The organism is Enterobacter cloacae complex sp. P17RS (assembly GCF_014895885.1).
In the GTDB taxonomy this organism is placed as follows: domain Bacteria; phylum Pseudomonadota; class Gammaproteobacteria; order Enterobacterales; family Enterobacteriaceae; genus Enterobacter; species Enterobacter bugandensis.
This window is the reverse complement of sequence record NZ_JADBQK010000015.1, coordinates 25,673-45,006: the sequence shown is the minus strand read 5'-3', so window position 1 is coordinate 45,006 and position 19,334 is coordinate 25,673. Positions and strand designations below refer to the sequence as shown.

General features: G+C 52.8%; 20 protein-coding genes. 12 read left to right on the top strand and 8 right to left on the bottom strand.

Annotation, left to right across the window (positions count from 1 at the left end; genetic code table 11):
• Positions 1–90 precede the first annotated feature (90 nt).
• The gene (locus IM265_RS12840; RefSeq protein WP_048961264.1) at positions 91–996 is read right to left on the bottom strand and encodes a LysR substrate-binding domain-containing protein; all 906 of its coding nucleotides are present in this window, start codon (positions 994–996) and stop codon (positions 91–93) included.
• A 619-nt stretch (positions 997–1,615) separates the two neighbouring features.
• Between IM265_RS12840 and ahpC the strand changes: the two genes are divergently transcribed.
• The 6 genes from ahpC to IM265_RS12810 all read left to right on the top strand — a co-directional run bounded on the left by ahpC (position 1,616) and on the right by IM265_RS12810 (position 8,230).
• Positions 1,616–2,179 (top strand): alkyl hydroperoxide reductase subunit C, encoded by a 564-nt coding sequence (ahpC, locus tag IM265_RS12835; RefSeq protein ID WP_008501015.1) that lies wholly within the window; start codon positions 1,616–1,618, stop codon positions 2,177–2,179.
• A gap of 126 nt (positions 2,180–2,305) precedes the next feature.
• A complete protein-coding gene (ahpF, locus tag IM265_RS12830) occupies positions 2,306–3,871 on the top strand; it encodes an alkyl hydroperoxide reductase subunit F (RefSeq protein WP_193031768.1) in 1,566 nt (521 codons plus the stop codon).
• A 258-nt stretch (positions 3,872–4,129) separates the two neighbouring features.
• Entirely contained in the window at positions 4,130–4,636 is a 507-nt protein-coding gene (locus IM265_RS12825) for a molecular chaperone (protein ID WP_193031765.1), read from the top strand.
• Positions 4,633–6,909, top strand: a complete 2,277-nt coding sequence (locus tag IM265_RS12820) for a molybdopterin-dependent oxidoreductase (RefSeq protein ID WP_193031763.1) — start codon at positions 4,633–4,635, stop codon at positions 6,907–6,909. Before IM265_RS12825 ends, IM265_RS12820 begins: the two co-directional genes overlap by 4 nt.
• Entirely contained in the window at positions 6,906–7,463 is a 558-nt protein-coding gene (locus IM265_RS12815) for a 4Fe-4S dicluster domain-containing protein (RefSeq protein ID WP_028012321.1), read from the top strand. Before IM265_RS12820 ends, IM265_RS12815 begins: the two co-directional genes overlap by 4 nt.
• Entirely contained in the window at positions 7,463–8,230 is a 768-nt protein-coding gene (locus IM265_RS12810) for a DmsC/YnfH family molybdoenzyme membrane anchor subunit (RefSeq protein ID WP_041910926.1), read from the top strand. Before IM265_RS12815 ends, IM265_RS12810 begins: the two co-directional genes overlap by 1 nt.
• Before the next feature lie 39 nt (positions 8,231–8,269).
• Here IM265_RS12810 and uspG read toward each other — a convergent pair whose 3' ends face one another.
• Positions 8,270–8,698, bottom strand: coding sequence for a universal stress protein UspG (uspG, locus tag IM265_RS12805; protein WP_028012323.1), 429 nt, complete (start codon positions 8,696–8,698; stop codon positions 8,270–8,272).
• A 181-nt stretch (positions 8,699–8,879) separates the two neighbouring features.
• On the opposite strand from uspG, the gene IM265_RS12800 reads away from it, so the two are divergent.
• Complete coding sequence (locus tag IM265_RS12800) at positions 8,880–10,118, top strand: zinc-dependent alcohol dehydrogenase (protein WP_193031761.1); 1,239 nt, start codon at positions 8,880–8,882, stop codon at positions 10,116–10,118.
• Positions 10,119–10,241: 123 nt separating this feature from the next.
• Here the strand turns inward: IM265_RS12800 and rnk are convergent, their stop codons facing one another.
• On the bottom strand, positions 10,242–10,652 hold the full coding sequence (rnk, locus tag IM265_RS12795; protein WP_028012325.1) for a nucleoside diphosphate kinase regulator: 411 nt from the start codon (positions 10,650–10,652) through the stop codon (positions 10,242–10,244).
• 270 nt (positions 10,653–10,922) lie between these two features.
• On the opposite strand from rnk, the gene IM265_RS12790 reads away from it, so the two are divergent.
• Positions 10,923–11,543: a flavin reductase family protein gene (locus tag IM265_RS12790; protein ID WP_193031758.1), complete on the top strand. Its 621-nt coding sequence runs from the start codon at positions 10,923–10,925 to the stop codon at positions 11,541–11,543.
• Here the strand turns inward: IM265_RS12790 and rna are convergent.
• Positions 11,537–12,346 carry a ribonuclease I gene (gene rna, locus IM265_RS12785; protein WP_193031756.1) on the bottom strand — a complete coding sequence of 270 codons (810 nt, stop codon included), beginning with the start codon at positions 12,344–12,346 and terminating at the stop codon, positions 11,537–11,539. The two genes, IM265_RS12790 and rna, sit on opposite strands and share 7 nt — an antisense overlap.
• Positions 12,347–12,440: 94 nt before the next feature.
• Entirely contained in the window at positions 12,441–13,808 is a 1,368-nt protein-coding gene (dcuC, locus tag IM265_RS12780; protein ID WP_193031754.1) for an anaerobic C4-dicarboxylate transporter DcuC, read from the bottom strand.
• Between the two features lie 394 nt (positions 13,809–14,202).
• Between dcuC and pagP the strand changes: the two genes are divergently transcribed.
• Both pagP and cspE read left to right on the top strand, forming a co-directional pair.
• Positions 14,203–14,820 carry a lipid IV(A) palmitoyltransferase PagP gene (gene pagP / locus IM265_RS12775; RefSeq protein WP_047363730.1) on the top strand — a complete coding sequence of 206 codons (618 nt, stop codon included), beginning with the start codon at positions 14,203–14,205 and terminating at the stop codon, positions 14,818–14,820.
• A gap of 190 nt (positions 14,821–15,010) precedes the next feature.
• Positions 15,011–15,220, top strand: coding sequence for a transcription antiterminator/RNA stability regulator CspE (cspE, locus tag IM265_RS12770; protein WP_002439184.1), 210 nt, complete (start codon positions 15,011–15,013; stop codon positions 15,218–15,220).
• 218 nt (positions 15,221–15,438) lie between these two features.
• On the opposite strand, the gene crcB is transcribed toward cspE, so the two are convergent.
• On the bottom strand, positions 15,439–15,822 hold the full coding sequence (gene crcB / locus IM265_RS12765) for a fluoride efflux transporter CrcB (RefSeq protein ID WP_041910922.1): 384 nt from the start codon (positions 15,820–15,822) through the stop codon (positions 15,439–15,441).
• A 67-nt stretch (positions 15,823–15,889) separates the two neighbouring features.
• Here crcB and IM265_RS12760 point away from each other — a divergent pair, with 67 nt between their 5' ends.
• Positions 15,890–16,678, top strand: a complete 789-nt coding sequence (locus IM265_RS12760) for a deaminated glutathione amidase (RefSeq protein WP_063154712.1) — start codon at positions 15,890–15,892, stop codon at positions 16,676–16,678.
• 125 nt (positions 16,679–16,803) lie between these two features.
• Complete coding sequence (gene tatE / locus IM265_RS12755; protein ID WP_028012332.1) at positions 16,804–17,004, top strand: twin-arginine translocase subunit TatE; 201 nt, start codon at positions 16,804–16,806, stop codon at positions 17,002–17,004.
• An 81-nt stretch (positions 17,005–17,085) separates the two neighbouring features.
• Here tatE and lipA read toward each other — a convergent pair whose 3' ends face one another.
• The gene (gene lipA / locus IM265_RS12750; RefSeq protein ID WP_028012333.1) at positions 17,086–18,051 is read right to left on the bottom strand and encodes a lipoyl synthase; all 966 of its coding nucleotides are present in this window, start codon (positions 18,049–18,051) and stop codon (positions 17,086–17,088) included.
• A 207-nt stretch (positions 18,052–18,258) separates the two neighbouring features.
• Positions 18,259–19,212 carry a YbeF family transcriptional regulator gene (locus tag IM265_RS12745; RefSeq protein ID WP_193031752.1) on the bottom strand — a complete coding sequence of 318 codons (954 nt, stop codon included), beginning with the start codon at positions 19,210–19,212 and terminating at the stop codon, positions 18,259–18,261.
• Between the last annotated feature and the right edge of the window lie 122 nt (positions 19,213–19,334).

Sequence of the window (19,334 nt, the reverse complement as noted above, 5' to 3'; positions counted from 1 at the left end):
TCATGTTATTATATGTTTTCATTCTCAACTAATTATTTTACGCCTTCACTCTATTCTTGCTGGAAATACCTTCGCGATGACGCGTCCATTCTATTGAGCCAACTTATGCAATTTTTCAATAAAGCTGGCGAATACACTGCTGTTTAACGACGCGCGGTTGTAGACCATATAGATTTGCGCTTCGGGCAATTTGAAGGGCGCGGCTACGGACTTTAATTTTAAAGCGTGTTTATAGGTTTCAAAAATGGAAAGAGGAATATAGCCGACTAAATCAGACATGCTGATCATAGAGAGGAGCGAACTGAGAGAGTCCGAACGGAACGCGATGTTTCTCTCCGGGAACGCTTCGTTGGCTCGAACCTGATACTCCTTCACGCCCGTATTCGTGCTTTGATACATCGTGAATTTCTCATTGTATAACTGCTCGACGGAGACTTCTGTACCTATTCTCGGATGGTCTTCGCGGCAGATCATCACGGTGGGAATGGTGGTGAAATGCGAGCAGACAACGGACCGGTTATTCACGGGCGCCACGGTAAAAATGAGATCGGCTTTACGGTAGGCCAGTAAATCCTCTGCTGACTCCGCAGAGACAAGCATATCGCGTTGTTCTACCTCACAATTTTCCTGAGACATTAACAGTTGAATGGGGTCGAGAAGATAGCCTGGCGTCACCATCTGAGAACAATAAATGACAAAATTTTTCTTGATGTCGGTGTGGTGCATCAGGTTGATGGTCTGCTCAATCTGATTGAGGTTTTGCTCAAGATGCAGGTGCAGGTTAGTTCCGACGGTCGTGGGGGTGATCCCTTTGCCGGAACGGATAAACAGCGGATCGTTAAGCTGGCCACGCAGGCGTTGCAAAGACTGACTGACGGCTGAAGGGGTGATGTAAAGCGTTTCAGCGGCCTTGCTGATGCTAAGATGTTGATAGATACACTCAAAAATGACCAATAAATTAAGGTCGAATTTTTTAAGGTCATAAAGATTTGCCATGTGTCATCCTGTTTGCCGTGAGTCTGTTGTTAACATATTGATGATAACTATAGATTAAAGCTAACCATTTACAATCCTTGTGGTTAACTAACTTAAAGTGTTATTTAAGTTATCTTAATATATCACGCCATCGGATTATTGAAATAGAATTACATGTGAGATTAAGATAATTTTATCTTTGAATGGGCTGGGTTCAATTTAATAAATGTTGACATTTATATATTGCCGTAAATTGATTACGTAAAGTTAATTTACGAGCGTAATGTATTTCTCTCAGTTAAAACCTATCACAGCCATAGGCAGGAACGCGCTTTTGATGGATTGCTCTCGATGGGGGCTGGTGGTGTAATCAACCTGCTGTTACGACCTTGATACAAGGTATGTAGAGCGCAACGCAACGCCAGCCTCGGCTGGCACTGAATGTACCTGCGGGGAATTCAGGTATCAGGGCCGCCCGTTGAGGCGGCCTTTATACTTTCTGGAGTACCGCAGCAGGTTCACCTTGCTGTCTTGTTGAAGTTGTAAGGTTTGGCTGATTGATTTGATAAAGCATACGCATTAGCCCCGATGAGCAAAGTTGGTTACCTTAGCTCTCAACGAAAACACGGAGGAAGTACAGATGTCTTTGATTAACACTAAAATTAAACCTTTCAAAAACCAGGCGTTCAAAAACGGTGAGTTCATTGAAGTAACCGAGAAAGATACCGAAGGTCGCTGGAGCGTCTTCTTCTTCTATCCGGCTGACTTCACCTTCGTTTGCCCGACCGAACTGGGTGACGTAGCTGACCATTACGACGAACTGCAGAAGCTGGGCGTAGACGTTTACTCTGTGTCTACCGATACCCACTTCACCCACAAAGCGTGGCACAGCAGCTCTGAAACCATCGCGAAAATCAAATACGCGATGATCGGCGACCCGACTGGCGCCCTGACCCGTAACTTCGACAACATGCGTGAAGATGAAGGCCTGGCCGACCGTGCAACCTTCGTGGTTGACCCGCAGGGCATTATCCAGGCTATCGAAGTTACCGCTGAAGGTATCGGCCGTGATGCTTCTGACCTGCTGCGTAAAGTGAAAGCGGCTCAGTACGTGGCTTCTCACCCAGGTGAAGTGTGCCCGGCTAAATGGAAAGAAGGCGAAGCGACCCTGGCTCCATCCCTGGACCTGGTCGGTAAAATCTAAGTTTTCACCATCCGGCAATCAATGGGCGCCCCCGCGCCCATTTCATTCCAGCACCATGATGCAAGTTGCATTCAGGCCGCCCGCAAAGGCAGCTTGCATGATGACGTCTTAAGAGAGGGAAGAACTATGCTCGACACCAATATGAAAACCCAGCTCAAGGCCTACCTTGAGAAACTGACTAAACCCGTTGAGCTGATTGCCACGCTGGACGACAGCGCGAAATCGGCAGAAATCAAAGAGCTGCTGGCAGAGATCGCTGAACTGTCTCCGAAAGTGACCTTCAAAGAAGACAATTCGCTTGCGGTTCGTAAACCCTCTTTCCTGATTACTAACCCGGGCTCGGACAAGGGACCGCGTTTTGCCGGCTCTCCGCTGGGGCATGAATTTACCTCACTGGTGCTGGCGCTGCTGTGGACCGGCGGTCATCCGTCAAAAGAAGCGCAGGCGCTGCTGGAGCAGATCCGCGATATCGACGGTGATTTTGAGTTTGAAACCTATTATTCGCTCTCCTGCCACAACTGCCCGGACGTGGTGCAGGCGCTGAACCTGATGTCGGTTCTGAACCCGCGCATCAAGCATACGGCGATTGACGGCGGTACTTTCCAGAATGAAATCACCGATCGCAACGTGATGGGTGTTCCGGCGGTGTATCTGAATGGTCAGGAGTTCGGCCAGGGCCGCATGACGCTGACGGAAATCGTCGCGAAAGTGGATACCGGCGCGGAAAAACGCGCGGCGGAAGAGCTGAACAAACGCGATGCGTACGATGTGCTGATTGTCGGTTCCGGCCCTGCGGGCGCGGCGGCAGCGGTTTACTCTGCACGTAAAGGTATTCGTACCGGTCTTATGGGCGAACGCTTTGGCGGACAGGTGCTGGATACCGTGGACATTGAAAACTACATTTCCGTACCAAAAACCGAAGGTCAGAAGCTGGCCGGTGCGCTGAAGGCTCATGTCAGCGATTACGAGGTAGATGTGATCGACAGCCAGAGCGCCAGCAAGCTGATTCCGGCGGCGGTGGAAGGGGGCTTACACCAGATTGAAACCGCCTCTGGCGCGGTGCTGAAAGCTCGCAGCGTGATCGTTGCCACCGGGGCAAAATGGCGCAACATGAACGTGCCGGGCGAAGATCAATACCGTACCAAAGGTGTGACCTATTGCCCGCACTGTGACGGCCCGCTGTTTAAAGGCAAACGGGTGGCGGTGATCGGCGGCGGTAACTCCGGCGTGGAAGCGGCTATCGACCTGGCGGGGATTGTTGAACACGTGACGCTGCTGGAGTTCGCGCCTGAGATGAAGGCCGACCAGGTGCTGCAGGATAAAGTTCGCAGCCTGAAAAACGTCGACATCGTGCTGAACGCGCAGACCACGGAAGTGAAGGGCGACGGTAGCAAAGTGACCGGTCTGGAGTACCGTGACCGTGTAAGCGGCGACGTTCATAGCGTTCAGCTTTCGGGGATCTTCGTACAGATTGGTCTGCTGCCGAACACCACCTGGCTTGAAGGCGCGATTGAGCGCAACCGCATGGGCGAGATTATCATCGATGCGAAATGTGAAACCAACGTGAAGGGCGTATTTGCCGCGGGCGACTGCACCACCGTGCCGTACAAGCAGATCATCATCGCGACTGGCGAAGGTGCAAAAGCGTCCCTGAGCGCGTTTGACTACCTGATCCGCACCAAAACCGCATAATAAAAGAAAGTAAGACATACCTGCAGTAGCCACCTCTTTATGAGGTGGCTTTTTTTTAGATTTTTTTATCCTCAATTATCCTCGTTATTAACCCCTTCATGCGTTAATTACCTGCTTCGATCAAAGAAAATAATAAGCCTGCTGATAATATCTTGTCGTTTTTTATAGCGATAAATATTTATATTTAATATGAATGATAAAGATACATCCACTTCTTCAATATATGAGACGTTAACCCCATTTGAAATAAAGGGATTGATGTTTCGTGATTTCTTTAACGCGGCGGACATGGCATCGCGATGCGCTTCGTTACATCCTTTATTCCCGGAAAGTGAAACCTGGCAGCAGGATGAGGCGTTAGAGGTTGAGTATGATTTCAACGCCCTGTTTGTCGGCCCTGCAACGCTATTGGCGCCGCCTTATGCCTCGGTGTATCTGGACGAAGAGCCTCTGCTGATGGGCGCTACAACGCTGAGCGTACGCGAATTCCTGCGCAGCATCGGGCTTTTTTTGACCGGGGAAAATAGCGTTCCCGACGATCACGTCAGCTATGAAATGGAGCTGGTGGTGATGCTCTCCGCGCATGCCAGACATTCGCCGCAATATCATGACGCACTCGCCCGCTTTGTGCAGGGGCATCTTGAATTATGGCTCCCCGCATTTATTGCAAAAATAAAGGATTGCGCGAAAACAACCGCAATTAAATGTCTCGCGTTGCAGATGACTAATTGGTTTGATGAATTAAAGACGAGAGTAATATTATGAGTATTGATAAAGGGCAGCTAAACCGGCGCTCCTTTTTAAAAGGGCTGATTGCGCTGGGTACCGTTGCCGCATTACCCGGCGGACTATTATCATCCCGATGTGCCATGGCACAGCCCCCCATTCCGTTTAACCCAAAAACCTACAAAATTTTCCGTAACGCTTGCCCGCGTAACTGCTACGACACCTGCAGCTTAAAAACCTGGGTCAAAGATGACGTCATCACCTTCGTTGACGGGGCAAGCGAGTCCACGTTTACACACGGTGCCCCGTGTGTGAAAGGGCTGACCTACCCGCGCCGGGTCTACTCCCCGGACCGTATTAAATACCCGATGATCCAGGATGGGCGCGGCAGCGGTAAATGGCGTCGCATCTCCTGGGATGAGGCCATGCAGCGCATTGCCAGCAAGATGCTGGAGATTAAAAAGAAAGACGGGTCTATGCTCGGCCTGGCGCTGTCGAAATACTCCGGCAACCTGGGCGTGATGAGTTATGCCGTGGAGGGGATGATGTCTTCTCTCGGTTACACCACGCGGTTCGCTGGTACGCCATGCTGGCCAGCAGGGATCGATGCCCAGCACTACGACATGGGCGACATGTGGTGTAACGACCCGGAAGATCTGGTGAAAGCCAAATACATCATTATCTGGGGCGCAAACCCGGCCTGGTGCTCCATGCATACCATGAAGTACATCTATCAGGCGCGTGAGAAAGGGGCGAAAGTGGTGGTCATTGATCCGCTGTTCTCGCAAACCGCCGCGAAAGCCGATTTGTATCTGCGCGTGCGCCCGGGATCGGACGGCGCATTGGCGCTGGGAATGGCGCGGCACCTGCTGGATATTGGCCGCGTCGACCAGGAGTTTGTGAACAACTTCGCGCACGGCTTCCCGGAATTTGAACAGTATCTGCGCAGCAATATCACCGTGGAGTGGGCATCTGAAATCTGTGGCCTGTCGGCAGAGGTGATTCGCCAGCTGGCGGAAGAGTTCACCGCGGTAAAACCTGCCACTGTCTGGATCGGCTACGGGATGCAGCGCCACGTCAACGGTGGGGCGAACGTGCGCGCCATTGACGCTTTTGTTGCCATGACAGGCAACATCGGTGTAGAAGGCGGCGGTGCCCGCTACGGCCATCTGCAGACCTGGGGCTACAACTATCATGCGATGACGCAGAAGCCACCGGTCGGATCTGTTGGCGTGGTGGGAGAAAGCGGCCCGGTAGGGGAGTTCGTCAGCGACAGCGGCGAAAAGAGCCACTATTCCGACCGCGCGCTGAATCTGAACCAGACCGCGCAGAGCATTCTAGATGCCAACGATCCGCCCATTCGTATGCTGTGGGTGGCGTGCAAGAACCCGTTCGCGCAGGACTTTGACCGCAACAAAATGGAAAAAGCCTTCAGCAAGCTGGAGATGGTGGTCTGCGTCGATCAGTTCTTCAACGAGACGGTGCAGCATGCCGATATTGTGTTGCCAGTGACCACCACCTTTGAGCACTGGAACCTGTCGTCGTCTTACTGGCATTACTGGCTTTCGGTGAATGAACCGGCCATTAAACCGATGTACGAGTGCAAGAGCGATCTGGATATTGCCGTGCTGCTCTCGCGTACCATTAACAAAATGGAGCCGGGCTCCTGTACTTTCCCGCAGGACATTGACCAGAAAAAATGGCTCGACCTTGAGTTCAATGAGGGCATGGCGAAGCAGTTCGGCATCCGCTCCTGGGACGATCTGCTGGATGGGCCGGTGAAAGCCAAAATGGTCAGCTCGGCGGCCTGGCACGACCGCAAGTTTAAAACGCCATCGGGCAAGTATGAGTTCCTCTCCGAGCTGTGTGAAAAGAACGGCCATAAAGCGCTGCCGGAGTATCTGCCTGCCGCGGAGGGCAAGCTGCCGTTCCATCTGTTTACTCCGCATTTGCAGTACGGCCTTCACTCTCAGTTCGTCAACCTCGACTGGATGCAGGTCTTCTGGCCGGAGCCGTTTGTCTATATCCACCCAGCCGCCGCGCACAAGAAGGGGATTCGCGAGCTGGCGAAAGTCCGCGTGTTTAACGACGTGGGCGAAGTGGAGCTGCGGGCGAAGATCACCACCAACGTGCCGGAAGATTTCCTGGTGATGTATGAGTCCTGGTTTAACAAGCTTAAGTACAACGTGCAGAACGTCGTGAAAGATACGCCAGCCGATATGGGCAAGATGGCAACCGGCGCGCCTGGCGCGGCGATCCACAGCCAGTTTGTCGACATTGCCCTTATCGCGAATGAAGGAGCAGACGCATGAGACGCGCATTTTTAGTGAACAGTGATAAATGTATTGGCTGCCGCGGATGCGCCATGGCCTGCAAGAGCTTTAACCAGCTTGAGCCGGATCGCTTCTGGCGCTATGTCTATCCGCTGGATAAAGAAATTTATCCGCATGAGGAGCGTGCGTTTTTCTCGCTGGCCTGTAACCACTGTGAAAACCCGGCCTGTCTGGCGGCGTGCCCGGTGGAAGCCTATACCAAACGTGATGACGGCGTGGTGGTCCATAACCCTGAACGCTGTATCGGCTGTAAAAACTGCATCCGTAACTGCCCGTACGGCGCGCCGCGCTTCAATGAAGAGACGCAAAAGGCGGAGAAGTGCAGCATGTGCTATGAACGTCTCGATATCGGTATGGCCCCGGCCTGCGTGAACGCGTGTCCGGTCGGTGCCCTGTCGATTATCGATCTGGATGCCGATCCGCTGCCGAACAATGCCGTGCAGTATCCGCCGGGCTTCCCGAAGATGCCTCAGCTTAATCCGGGTACGCGCTTTATTCTGGCCCGTCAGCCAAAACAGCCGGGGGATAAATAATGGAAAAGTATGAATTACCGCTCGTTATCTTTACCGTGCTGAGCCAGATGTCCGTCGGGATGACGCTGCTCCTGACCTGGCGCACGCTCCGTGGTGAAGTGCATGGCACCCGCCTTCACTGGCTGATTACCGGGCTGATTCTGGGCGTAGCCTCCATTGCCGCGGTGCTGCATCTGGCGCACCCGGAACACGCATACAACGCGTTGATTAACCTGAAACATGCCTGGCTGAGCCGCGAAATTCTGGGCGCGACCCTGTACGGCGCCATGATTGGACTGGCCTTCCTGAGTAAGGGAAACAAAGGCGCAGCGCTGCTGGCGTCCCTGTTTGGGATCCTGTTGGTGGTGGTGCAGGGAATGACCTACGCAGCACCGGCGATGCAGGCCATTGCCAACGGCATCACCATGATGCTGTTCTTTGCGACGGTCTGGGTGATGGGCTGTGCCGCAACGCCGCTGCTCGGGCTGAAAGGATCAAACGCCGCGCTGCGCCAGGGGATTATCGCCCTGATGGCGCTGCTGATTGCCGCGCCGGTGATGTGGCTCAGCGGCGGTACCATCATGAAAATGACCGCTCACGCCTGGTTAAGCTCGCCGCTCTATCTGGGTAGCCTGCTGTGCTGCGTTGTGGGTGGCGCGTTATCGCTGAAGCGCCAGCCGATGCAGAAAGCGGTGTTTGCGCTCCTGCTGGTAGGTGTGGTGCTCAGCCGCCTGACCTTCTTCGGCGATACCGTCAGCACCATCGTCAATATTGGTCACCTGTACTGATAAACAAAACCCCGCGAAAGCGGGGTTTTTTGTTGGTATTTACCGGACCACCATCACTGGAATATGGGTGTGGCGGATCACGCTGGAGGCGTTCGACCCCAGCAGGTGTGTGGTAATGGAAGGATTACGTGAACCGATCACCACCACGTCTGCATTCAGCTCCGCGGCCAGTTCATTGACGGCATCGCGCACGCTACCGAACCGGACGTGGGTTTTGATGCGGGAAGGGTCGATGCTGAAATGCCCGACCATGGTCTGCAGCCGCGTTTCGGCTTCGTGCTGTAAGTGCTCCTCAAAGCGACGCACGTCGGCGGCAAAGCGGTGCAGGCTCAGGCTGGCAGAGCCCGGTAATACGTGTAAAAGATGAATAATTCCGTCCTGCTGCGCGAGGAATTCCGCGTGGCGAACAGCTTTGTCGCTCAGTTCCATTTCGAAAACATCAACCGGCATAATGATTGTCTTATACATAACCGTTTCTCCTTGTTTATAAACGCTGGATACATTCAACCACAAAATATGAATGGTTTCTGTAAGCGCTTCGGCACTTTTCCTCTCTCGCCAGGATAAATCTCAAAAGGCGCGTATTTCCCGGCAGACTTTCAGGGGTAGCTACCCTTTATAAACTTACCTGAAACCTTTCGGAGGTCGCATGAAAGCACTCACGTACCACGGTCCGCACCATGTTCGCGTTGAGAATGTCCCCGATCCCATCATTGAACAGCCCGACGATATCATCCTGCGCGTCACGGCCACGGCGATTTGCGGCTCCGACCTGCATCTCTATCGTGGAAAGATCCCAAAGGTGCAGCACGGCGACATTTTTGGACATGAATTTATGGGCGAGATCGTCGAGTGCGGTCGAGAGGTGAAGGACCTGCAAAAAGGCGATCGCGTGGTGATCCCCTTTGTCATCGCTTGCGGTGACTGCTTCTTTTGCCGTCTGCAGCAGTACGCTGCCTGTGAGAATACCAATGCCGGGCAGGGCGCTACGCTGAACAAAAAGCAAATTCCCGCGCCGGCAGCGCTGTTTGGCTATAGCCATCTCTACGGCGGCGTGCCGGGAGGGCAGGCGGAATATGTGCGCGTGCCGAAAGGCAACGTCGGACCGTTTAAGGTGCCGCAGCTGCTCTCCGATGATAAGGCTCTGTTTCTGTCTGATATTTTACCCACCGCCTGGCAGGCGGCAAAAAATGCGCAGATTGAAAAAGGCTCCAGCGTCGCCGTTTTCGGTGCCGGTCCGGTGGGGTTGTTGACGATTGCCTGCGCACGGCTGTTAGGGGCTGAGCAGATTTTTGTTATCGACCATCACCCCTATCGGCTGCGTTTTGCCGAGGCGCGCTACGGTGCTATCCCCATCAATTTTGATGATGATAACGACGCGGCGGAAAAGATAATCGAGCAAACCGCCGGGCAGCGGGGTGTCGATGCCGTCATTGATGCCGTCGGGTTCGAAGCCAAGGGCAGCACCACGGAGACGATCCTCAGCAACCTTAAAATTGAGGGCAGCAGCGGCAAAGCGCTGCGTCAGTGTATCGCTGCCGTCCGGCGCGGCGGGGTGGTCAGCGTACCCGGCGTGTATGCCGGGTTTATTCATGGCTTCCTGTTTGGGGATGCCTTCGATAAAGGGCTGACGTTTAAGATGGGCCAGACGCACGTCCACGCCTGGCTGGGCGAACTGTTACCGCTGATCGAAAAAGGGCTGCTGACGCCGGAAGAGATTGTGACGCATTATCTCCCGCTGGCGGATGCGGAACGTGCCTATAAGATCTTCGAAAAACGGGAGGAGGAGTGCCGGAAGGTGATTCTGGTGCCCGGCGCGGAAACGCCTGAGGCCGCTGAGCAAAAAGTGAAGGGCCTGGTAAATGCGTTCCCGGGCGGCGTGGTATGAGGTCACTTGTCGGTGGCGCTCAAGTTACTGTCCTGCGATGTAGCGCAATCGGGTGAAGATGTTCGGAAAGAGGATGCAGGCGCATCCTCTGTGCAACGCGGGTCGCGTTTGTTCAGAATGACATTAACGCAGGTAATCGCCCGCGGCCTCTGGCTGGTAGAGCAGCTCCAGCACTTCCAGATGGGTGGAGGCACCGCCCGGCAAGTCCCAGTGGATGGTATCGCCCGTGCGCAGCCCCAGCAGTGCGGCCCCCACCGGCGCAAGAACCGAAAGTTGCGCGCTGCTGTCGGTCATCTGGGCCGGGTAAACCAGCGTGCGTGTCAGCTCTTCACCGGTGGTCAGGTTGCGGAATTTCACCTGGCTGTTCATGGTGACCACGTTATGCGGCATCGTCTCAGGCGTGCACATCTGCGCCCGGTCGAGTTCCTCATTCAGCGCATCGGCCACCGGAAGTGAGGCGAATTCTGCTTTTTCCAGCAGCCTGTCGATACGTTCTGCGTCGAGCTCGTTGATGATGATTGTAGGTCTGGACATTTTTTACTCCATGTCGTTAATGCTGCGTCTAACGCAGAAACCAATCCAAAAGAAAACCCTCGCCGTCTGGCAGCGAGGGTTTAACTCTCCCGATGATACTGGCTGAACGCGCAAGTTTGAAGTGATGAAGGTCACATTCATGTGCCATATGAATTTTCACTGAAATTTATTCAGTCTTCATTCCTGGCGGATTGCGTTACGCTGTATGTTCTGAACCCGGGCGCTGCGCGAAACATCATTCGCCGCAGCCCTTACCAACGAGAGAGCGCTATGTACTTCTACCAACCGTCTCAGGGGCATGGCCTGCCGCATGACCCGCTGAACGCCATTGTCGGCCCCCGTCCGATTGGCTGGATCTCCTCTTGCGACCAGGCCGGTCAGCTCAACCTTGCGCCGTATAGCTTCTTCAACTGCTTTAACTATCGCCCGCCGATCATTGGCTTTTCCAGCAACGGCTGGAAGGACAGCGTGCGTAATATTGTTGAAACAAAGGAGTTTGTCTGGAATCTGGCAACGCGCGATCTTGCGGAAGCGATGAATCAGACCTCTGCCATGCTGCCTCACGACCAGGACGAATTTACCTTTTCCGGATTAACGCCTGCGGCAAGCAAGCTGGTGAGCGCCCCCCGCGTGGCGGAAAGCCCGGTCAACTTTGAGTGCCGCCTGTCTCAGTGCATTCAGCTTACCGGCGCCGACGGTAAGCCGGTGGATACCTGGCTGGTGCTGGGAGAAGTGGTCGGGATCCATATTGCCGAAACGCTGCTGGAAGAGGGGATATACCAGACGGCGAAAGCGCAGCCCATCCTGCGTGCGGGTGGGCCGACGGCTTACTATGGCATCAGTGACGAACACCGGTTTGACATGGTGCGACCGGTGGTGGGCGATCAGTAACCGGCCTTATCAATGACAAATTGTTTTCCGCAGTTGCCTGGATGCGGCTGCGGAGCAAAGGATGTCGCAGAAAGCGGGGCGTTAATGGTGTCTGCTTTGAGTGAAATTTGCATCTCGGTCAGATACGCCGGATTACCGTTGCAGGTCAGCTTGAAGGCTTTGATATTTTCCTTGCCCCAGCTTTTGGCAACGGCGTTGTCAAAATCACTCCGTCTGACGGTTTTACCGTAATTTTCCGCAAGGAAATGACCGACGGCGCTGTTTTTCATTTCCTGATTCATTCTCACCATGGTGCCGAAATAGGCATCGGGATCAAAACCAAAGCAGACGCCATGTTTGGCATATTCGTAACGTTCCAGACAGGAGTTTCCACCCGCACCCGGCATGACCTCGTTCAGCTTAGCCGCGCCGGAAAGCGACAGCCCGGTTTCGGCTGCTGCGCATTTGCGGCTGGCCTTCACTTCCGGCATGTTCGGGATAGGGCGCGTGGCGCAGCCAAATCGCATCCATCGACGTTCATCCACGCCGCGTGCGGCAATGGATTTCGGCAGGCCGGGCCATAGCCCGTGAACGGTCAGAAAATCGGTTTTATTGTCGCGCTCTTTTTGCAGACGACATTCATCCGGTTCATTGCGGTTACGCTCGACCATGCTTTGACAAAATCCCGTTTGCCAGGATAAAGCCAGCACGTAGCGATCGAAATCGCCGTACTGCGTGGCCTTGAGGGGTTCGGCCTGTGCTGAGAAGAGACTGAGTGCAAGCGCTACTGCGCCAGACGGGATAACGATATCCTTCCTGAACATGTGATTTCCTGATTGGTTGTGCGCAATTCATTTTTGTGGGTTATTAAAGCACAAAAAGCGCCCGCAGGCGCTTTTAGGTAATCAGGAATTTCACTTAGGCGGCGCCGGGAACCAGCACTTCGGTAGCTATAATGACGATGATTAGCCCAACCAGCACCGGCACTGACGTGCGTTTCACCACTTCAAACGGCGAGATTTTGGCCATCCCGGCGACCGCTACCACCACGCCTGAGACAGGCGAGATGGTACGACCCAGGTTTGAGGCCTGGAGCATGGGAATGGAAAGATAAGCCGGGTTGATACCGGACGAGTGAGCCAGCTTAGGGATCATCTCAACGAAGGCGTAAAATGGCGCATTCCCGGAACCGGTGGTCATTGCCGCCAGCATGGTCAGTACCACCAGGACCAGCATCAGGATAATACTGGCCGAGCCAAACGAGGTGGCGATGGAGATCAGGCTCTGGATAAAGCCGATCGTGCTCAGACCCTGGGCAAAGACACCTGCTGCAACCAACAGCATCACCACGCCAGCAAACGCATCTGCCATACCGCGATACGCGACCTCAAGGCCGGAGAAGACTTTTTGGGTGTTGAAACCGCGCACGAACTCCAGCACAGCGGCTAACAGCATACAGATAACCAGAATAGTAATAATGTGCAGCTGCGGGCCCCATTTCCCGTCAAAAATGAGCACGCCGATAATCGGCGTGAACGGCAAAATGGCATAGAACGCCGGCGCGGTGGTGGTGATTTCGCTTACATCCATCATTTCATGGCTGATGTTCTCTTTCTTATCGAGATAGCGCTGCCAGAAGAAATGCGCGATACCCATTCCCGCAATGGCGACAATCGAGATCGGCAGCGTGGTTTTAAAGGCGAAGTCGATAAGCGACATTTCGGCTGCTTTCGCCGCCAGCACAACGTCTCCTGACGTCGGGGAGAGAATAATGGCCGCCGGGGAGGCGCAAATTGCCGCCGCTGCCCCACGGCTGATGCCCACGTTCACCATCACCGGGAACAGCGTGGCCATTAACAGTACGCCAAGCCCGGTTGCCGATGAAACGGCCAGCGACATCAGGCAGGCGAGGAAATAGGCGGCAACCATCAACAGATACGGCGAGTTAATGTACTGCAGGGGTTTCGAGGCAAGCTTCACAACCATGTCGTTCGCGCCAATATGGGTCATATAGGCTGCAAAACCGCACAGCATCATGATCATCATACCCAGATCGCCACCGCGGCTCATGAGCAGGATTTTAATATATTCAACAATATCCGTGGCGGTGTAGCCTGTGCTGGCTGCGCTGGCAGGTAAAACCTGATGACCCATTACTGCGCTGATTATCAGCAGCGTTAAACCACCGACAAATAAAACGCCCGTGGCTGAGTATCCTTTAATGATGTAGCGAGCTACACCCACAATGACGACGACCCCAATTAGGAGTTCGATAAACGTAAGCATGATTTCCCCTGTGTCTTTCTGCCCTGAGATATAAAAAATTAATATAAAAAAAGAAGGATGAAAATGTGCCGAATTAATGGCCCGCCCTTGCTGATTAAAATCAATAAACAGACGACTAACGAACAGCCTAACAGCGTTTTTGCCATGGCTAAGGCATTTATGTCATAAGGATCTTGACCGGCAAAGACAGCGTAACATGTCTATGTAATGATAACAAAATGTTAAAATTTTGTGTGGTCTGGCCTGTTAGTACTGGAGACGGTTAACAGACATTAGGCGTACATGATGTGGGTTTATTCGGGTTAAGCAGAACGCCGCTTTAAGAATATTCCCGAAAAGCGCCCTGATATTTAAGAGTAGGGGTGATGCCGTTAAGGCTTGGTTCAATTATTCTATGTTAAACTTTGCCTCGAATATCAAGAATGGTAATTGCATTGTGATTGTACGTAATACTTTTTTCTCTATTTTATTGTTTATTATTGGCCAGTTAACGTTTTCTTCTGTTGCACAGGCAGAGAACAACGCGACGGATAAAGGTTGGTTCTCTACTTTTACGGATAATGTTTCGCAGACCTGGTCAGCGCCTGAACATTATGATCTCTATGTCCCGGCAATAACGTGGCATGCGCGCTTTGCTTACGACAAAGAGAAAACGGATAAATACAACGAGCGTCCCTGGGGAGCGGGTTTTGGTCAGTCGCGCTGGGATGAAAAAGGAAACTGGCATGGCATCTATCTGATGGCCTTCAAAGACTCCTTTAACAAGTGGGAACCGATTGGCGGCTACGGCTGGGAAAAAACCTGGCGCCCGCTGGCGGATGAGAACTTCCACGTTGGTCTGGGCTATACCGCCGGGGTGACCGCGCGCGACAACTGGAAGTACATTCCGATCCCCGTATTGCTGCCTCTGGCCTCTGTTGGTTACGGCCCTGCAACGTTCCAGATGACCTACATTCCGGGAACGTATAACAACGGTAACGTTTACTTCGCCTGGATGCGTTTTCAGTTTTAACTGACAAAACATTACCTGGTGGTGAAAAAACGTGCAGCCGTTGATTCGTAAGCGATAAAAATCTGTCAGTGAAAATTAACGCGACTTTAGTCACTTTTTGTCAAAGATCCGCTGGACAAAAGGTCCCACAATTGATGTACTGGTAACCGACACAGCATTTGTGTCGTTTTTTAATGTAAAGGTAATTTTGATGTCTAAGATTAAAGGTAACGTTAAGTGGTTTAATGAGTCCAAAGGATTCGGTTTCATTACTCCTGAAGATGGCAGCAAAGACGTGTTCGTACACTTCTCTGCAATCCAGTCTAATGGTTTCAAAACTCTGGCTGAAGGTCAGCGTGTAGAGTTCGAAATCACTAACGGTGCCAAAGGCCCTTCTGCTGCTAACGTAATCGCTCTGTAATTCAGACGCGTCAGCAAGAATTTCAAAACCCGCTCATTGAGCGGGTTTTTTTCGTTATGAATCAGCCAAGCAGGTAAATTTTCAGGAAGCTGGCCACGATCAGTACGCTCAACAACACCATGCCTGCGCTCATCAGACTCTGTTTCATTTGTCACCCTCGTTCAGTATTGCCTTCAGAGTGACAGAGAAAAATTAAGCCAACATTAACGCTCCGGCAGTTAATGCGTGCTTACAGAGGAAAAAAGCCAAAATGCGATCCCCGTCATCGCGAAAGATCCGATCATGTTGATCGCGATATTCACCAGCGCCCAGCCGATACGACCTTCCTGAAAGAGAAAAACCGTTTCCGCGGAAAAGGTTGAAAAGGTCGTCAAACCGCCGCAGAAGCCGGTGGTAATCAAGACTTTCCACATAGGATCGATGTGCGTCATCCGGTTAAACCAGGCCAGCCCCATACCAATAATAAAAGCACCAATCAGGTTGGCGGCCAGCGTTCCTAATGGAATCGCCTGGTGCAGGGGATTAAACCGCATACTCAGTAACCACCTCGCAACGCTCCCCGTGCCTCCACCAATAAAAACAGCTAAAAGGAGTTGTAACACGCTAAATACCTGCTATTTGATGTGTAAGAGTAGCGAGTTTAACGCTGTTTATAATGAGGGGACAAATATGTATGTTGCGGTAGGGCAGTTTGCGGTCACGCCTGACTGGCGGGTTAACGCAGTGCAGTGCGTTAACCTGATGATACAGGCCCGACAGAAAGGCGCGTCGCTGCTGGTGCTTCCTGAGGCGTTGCTGGCAAGGGATGATAACGACCCGGATTTGTCCGTGAAGTCCGCACAGGCCCTTGACGGCGAATTTTTACAACAGCTGCTCGCCCAGAGCGTAGGCAGTACGATGACCACCGTATTAACCGTGCACGTTCCCTCAACGCCGGGTCGCGCAGTGAATACGCTGGTGGCTATCCGTGACGGTGCCATTGTTGCGCGCTACGCCAAGCTTCATCTCTATGATGCGTTCAGCATCCAGGAGTCGCGACGCGTTGATCCGGGAGATGTCGTCCCACCGCTGATTGATATCGATGGGTTTAAGGTGGGGTTGATGACCTGCTATGACCTGCGTTTCCCGGAGCTGGCGGTGCATCTGGCGCTGCAGGGGGCGGAGGTGCTGGTATTGCCTGCCGCATGGGTTAAGGGGCCGCTAAAAGAGCAACACTGGGCTACGCTGCTTGCGGCACGCGCGCTGGACACGACCTGTTATGTTGTTGCCGCCGGGGAGTGCGGCAATAAAAACATCGGGCAGAGCAGGGTGGTTGATCCCCTGGGAGTGACGATTGCCGCCGCAGCGGAAGCGCCGGTTCTGCTGATGGCGGAGATAATTTTAGAAAGAGTTGCGCTTGCGCGTCAGCAATTACCTGTTCTTCGCAACCGTCGCTTTGCGCCACCGCAATTATTGTGATGTTTTTTTCAACAATGCTTGATTCACCTTGTTACAGATTGCTATTGTGTGCACGCGCCAAATGACCGTTAATACGATCGGGTTTTGGCGCTGAATGCAGCCTGTTTTAAGTAAAGAAGGTATCTATGGGTGAGATTAGTATTACCAAACTGCTGGTGGTTGCCGCACTGGTCGTCCTGCTGTTTGGTACCAAGAAGTTACGCACGCTGGGTGGTGACCTGGGGGCTGCCATTAAAGGCTTCAAGAAAGCGATGAACGACGATGACGCAGCCGCGAAGAAAAGCGCTGACGACATCCCGGCAGAGAAGCTTTCCCACAAAGAGTAACGGCAATGCCTGAGGGCTTGCGAAAAAAAACCGGCTCATGAGGCCGGTTTTTTTGCATTACTGTAAATGAATATTACGGTGTTATTTGACTTCTTCGCCTTTCGCCTGCATATCCGCATGGTAAGAAGAACGAACAAACGGACCACAAGCCGCGTGGGTAAAGCCCATCGCCAGCGCTTCGGCTTTCATCTCGTCAAATTCATCCGGGCTCACGTAGCGCTGTACCGGCAGGTGGTGACGGCTTGGCTGCAGATACTGGCCGAGCGTCAACATGGTCACACCGTGGCGGCGCAGATCGCGCATGACGTCGATGATTTCGTCATTGGTTTCACCCAGACCAACCATCAGACCTGACTTGGTCGGGATATGCGGATGTGCTTCTTTAAAGCGCTCCAGCAGCTTCAGAGACCAGTTATAGTCGGCTCCCGGACGCACCTGACGGTAAAGACGCGGAACGTTCTCCAGGTTGTGGTTAAACACATCTGGCGGCGTCGCGGTCAGGATATCCAGCGCGCGGTCCATACGGCCGCGGAAGTCAGGAACCAGCGTTTCGATTTTGATGTTAGGGCTTTTTTCGCGAATGGCAGTAATGCAGTCAGCGAAGTGCTGAGCCCCGCCATCACGCAGATCGTCGCGGTCAACGGAGGTGATAACCACATAACGCAGCGCCATGTCGGCGATGGTTTGCGCCAGTTTTTGCGGCTCGTTGGCATCGGGGGCCACCGGGCGGCCATGCGCCACGTCGCAGAATGGGCAGCGGCGGGTACAGATGGCACCCAGAATCATAAACGTCGCGGTGCCGTGATTGAAACATTCAGCAAGGTTCGGGCAAGAGGCTTCTTCACAAACAGAGTGAAGGCCATTCTTACGCATCGCCGCTTTGATCCCCTGGATACGCGAAGAGTCTGCCGGAAGTTTGATTTTCATCCATTCCGGTTTTCTTAACAGCGCCTCGCGCTCTGTAGCCACGTTTTTAACCGGGATAAGGGCCATTTTATCGGCATCGCGGTATTTAACACCGCGTTCCATCACAATGGGTTTACTCATAGCGTGCGTGTTCCAGTTGCGAATATCGAAGGAAAGCGTTTCAATTCAAGGGAATGTTGTATTTATCAACTATTTTTGAACGAACGACAGGCAGTATATCATTTATAGGGGCGTTAAAGCAGCCTGCCAGGTCGCCAATTTGTAAAATAGTTGTTGTTTTGTGCCTTTTGCCCTGCGAGCGGCAGGGACGTGTACGGGTACGCTCTGTCAGAAGGCCTGACGGATAATGTGGATGACGTTTTCCAGTACCGGATCGCGCAAGCTGAGCTTGTTGTAATGCAGTGAAATCTCGATAGATTCTGCATTGAGCTGGCTAAGCGGAATACTCTCCAGCGGCCAGCATTTCCGCAGCAGGTTATACAGGCGTGAAGGCATGATGCACAGCATATCGCTGCTGCCAATCAGGGATGCGGTGGTGAACATATTGTAACTGCTGAAACTGATCTGACGTTCCGGGAAAATTTCGTCAATACGCTGACGCAGAGCGTGGTTAGACTGTCCTTCGGTCATGAAAGACGAGTGGTCGTAGTTGCGCAGGTTTTCAATGGATAACGGCTCGCTGAGGACGGGGTGCTGCCTGCGGCAAACCAGCACCAGGTTATCGGCGTAAAGCACATTTTGCCCCAGCGCTCGGGCGCTAAAGCTGCCGCTATCGATGACCAGGTCCGTCTGGAACTGAGCAAGCTGAACGTCAGGTTCGTTAAGAGGCACATTGCGAAGCAGAAGCTGAGGCGCATGCTCTTTCACGGCCTGGAAGATCGCGGGCATCACCAGCACGCCGACAGAAGGGGAGCAGCCGATGGTGATGGTTCTCTGTTTGTCATAGCTTCCGGTTAAATCCAGCGCACCCAGAATCGACTCCAGCCCCTGGCTGATGTATTCGTGGAGATGTGTCGCATAGGCCGTTGGCGTGACGCCCTGGCCCTTACGGATAAATAAGGGGTCGGGAAATATAGCCCGTAGCTTTTGAATTGACTGACTTATTGCCGATGGCGTGAGATTAAGAATTTTCGCAGCATTAACGATACCCTTATGGACATATACTGCCTCAAAAATAGTCAGTAAATTGAGATCAATATTACGTAAAGTCCGAAAAATTTGCGGCTTATCTTCGCCACCAGGGTCATTCAGGCGTTTGGCTGGTAAATTATTATACTCCACGCTTTCACTCCGTATACATTCACAACATGAATGATAGTTCAATTTATTTATTATGCTTGTAGAGATTCGTAAAGTGTTGCTTTTGTTCCACTTGTTTATCAAAAACAAACAGTTGTGTGATT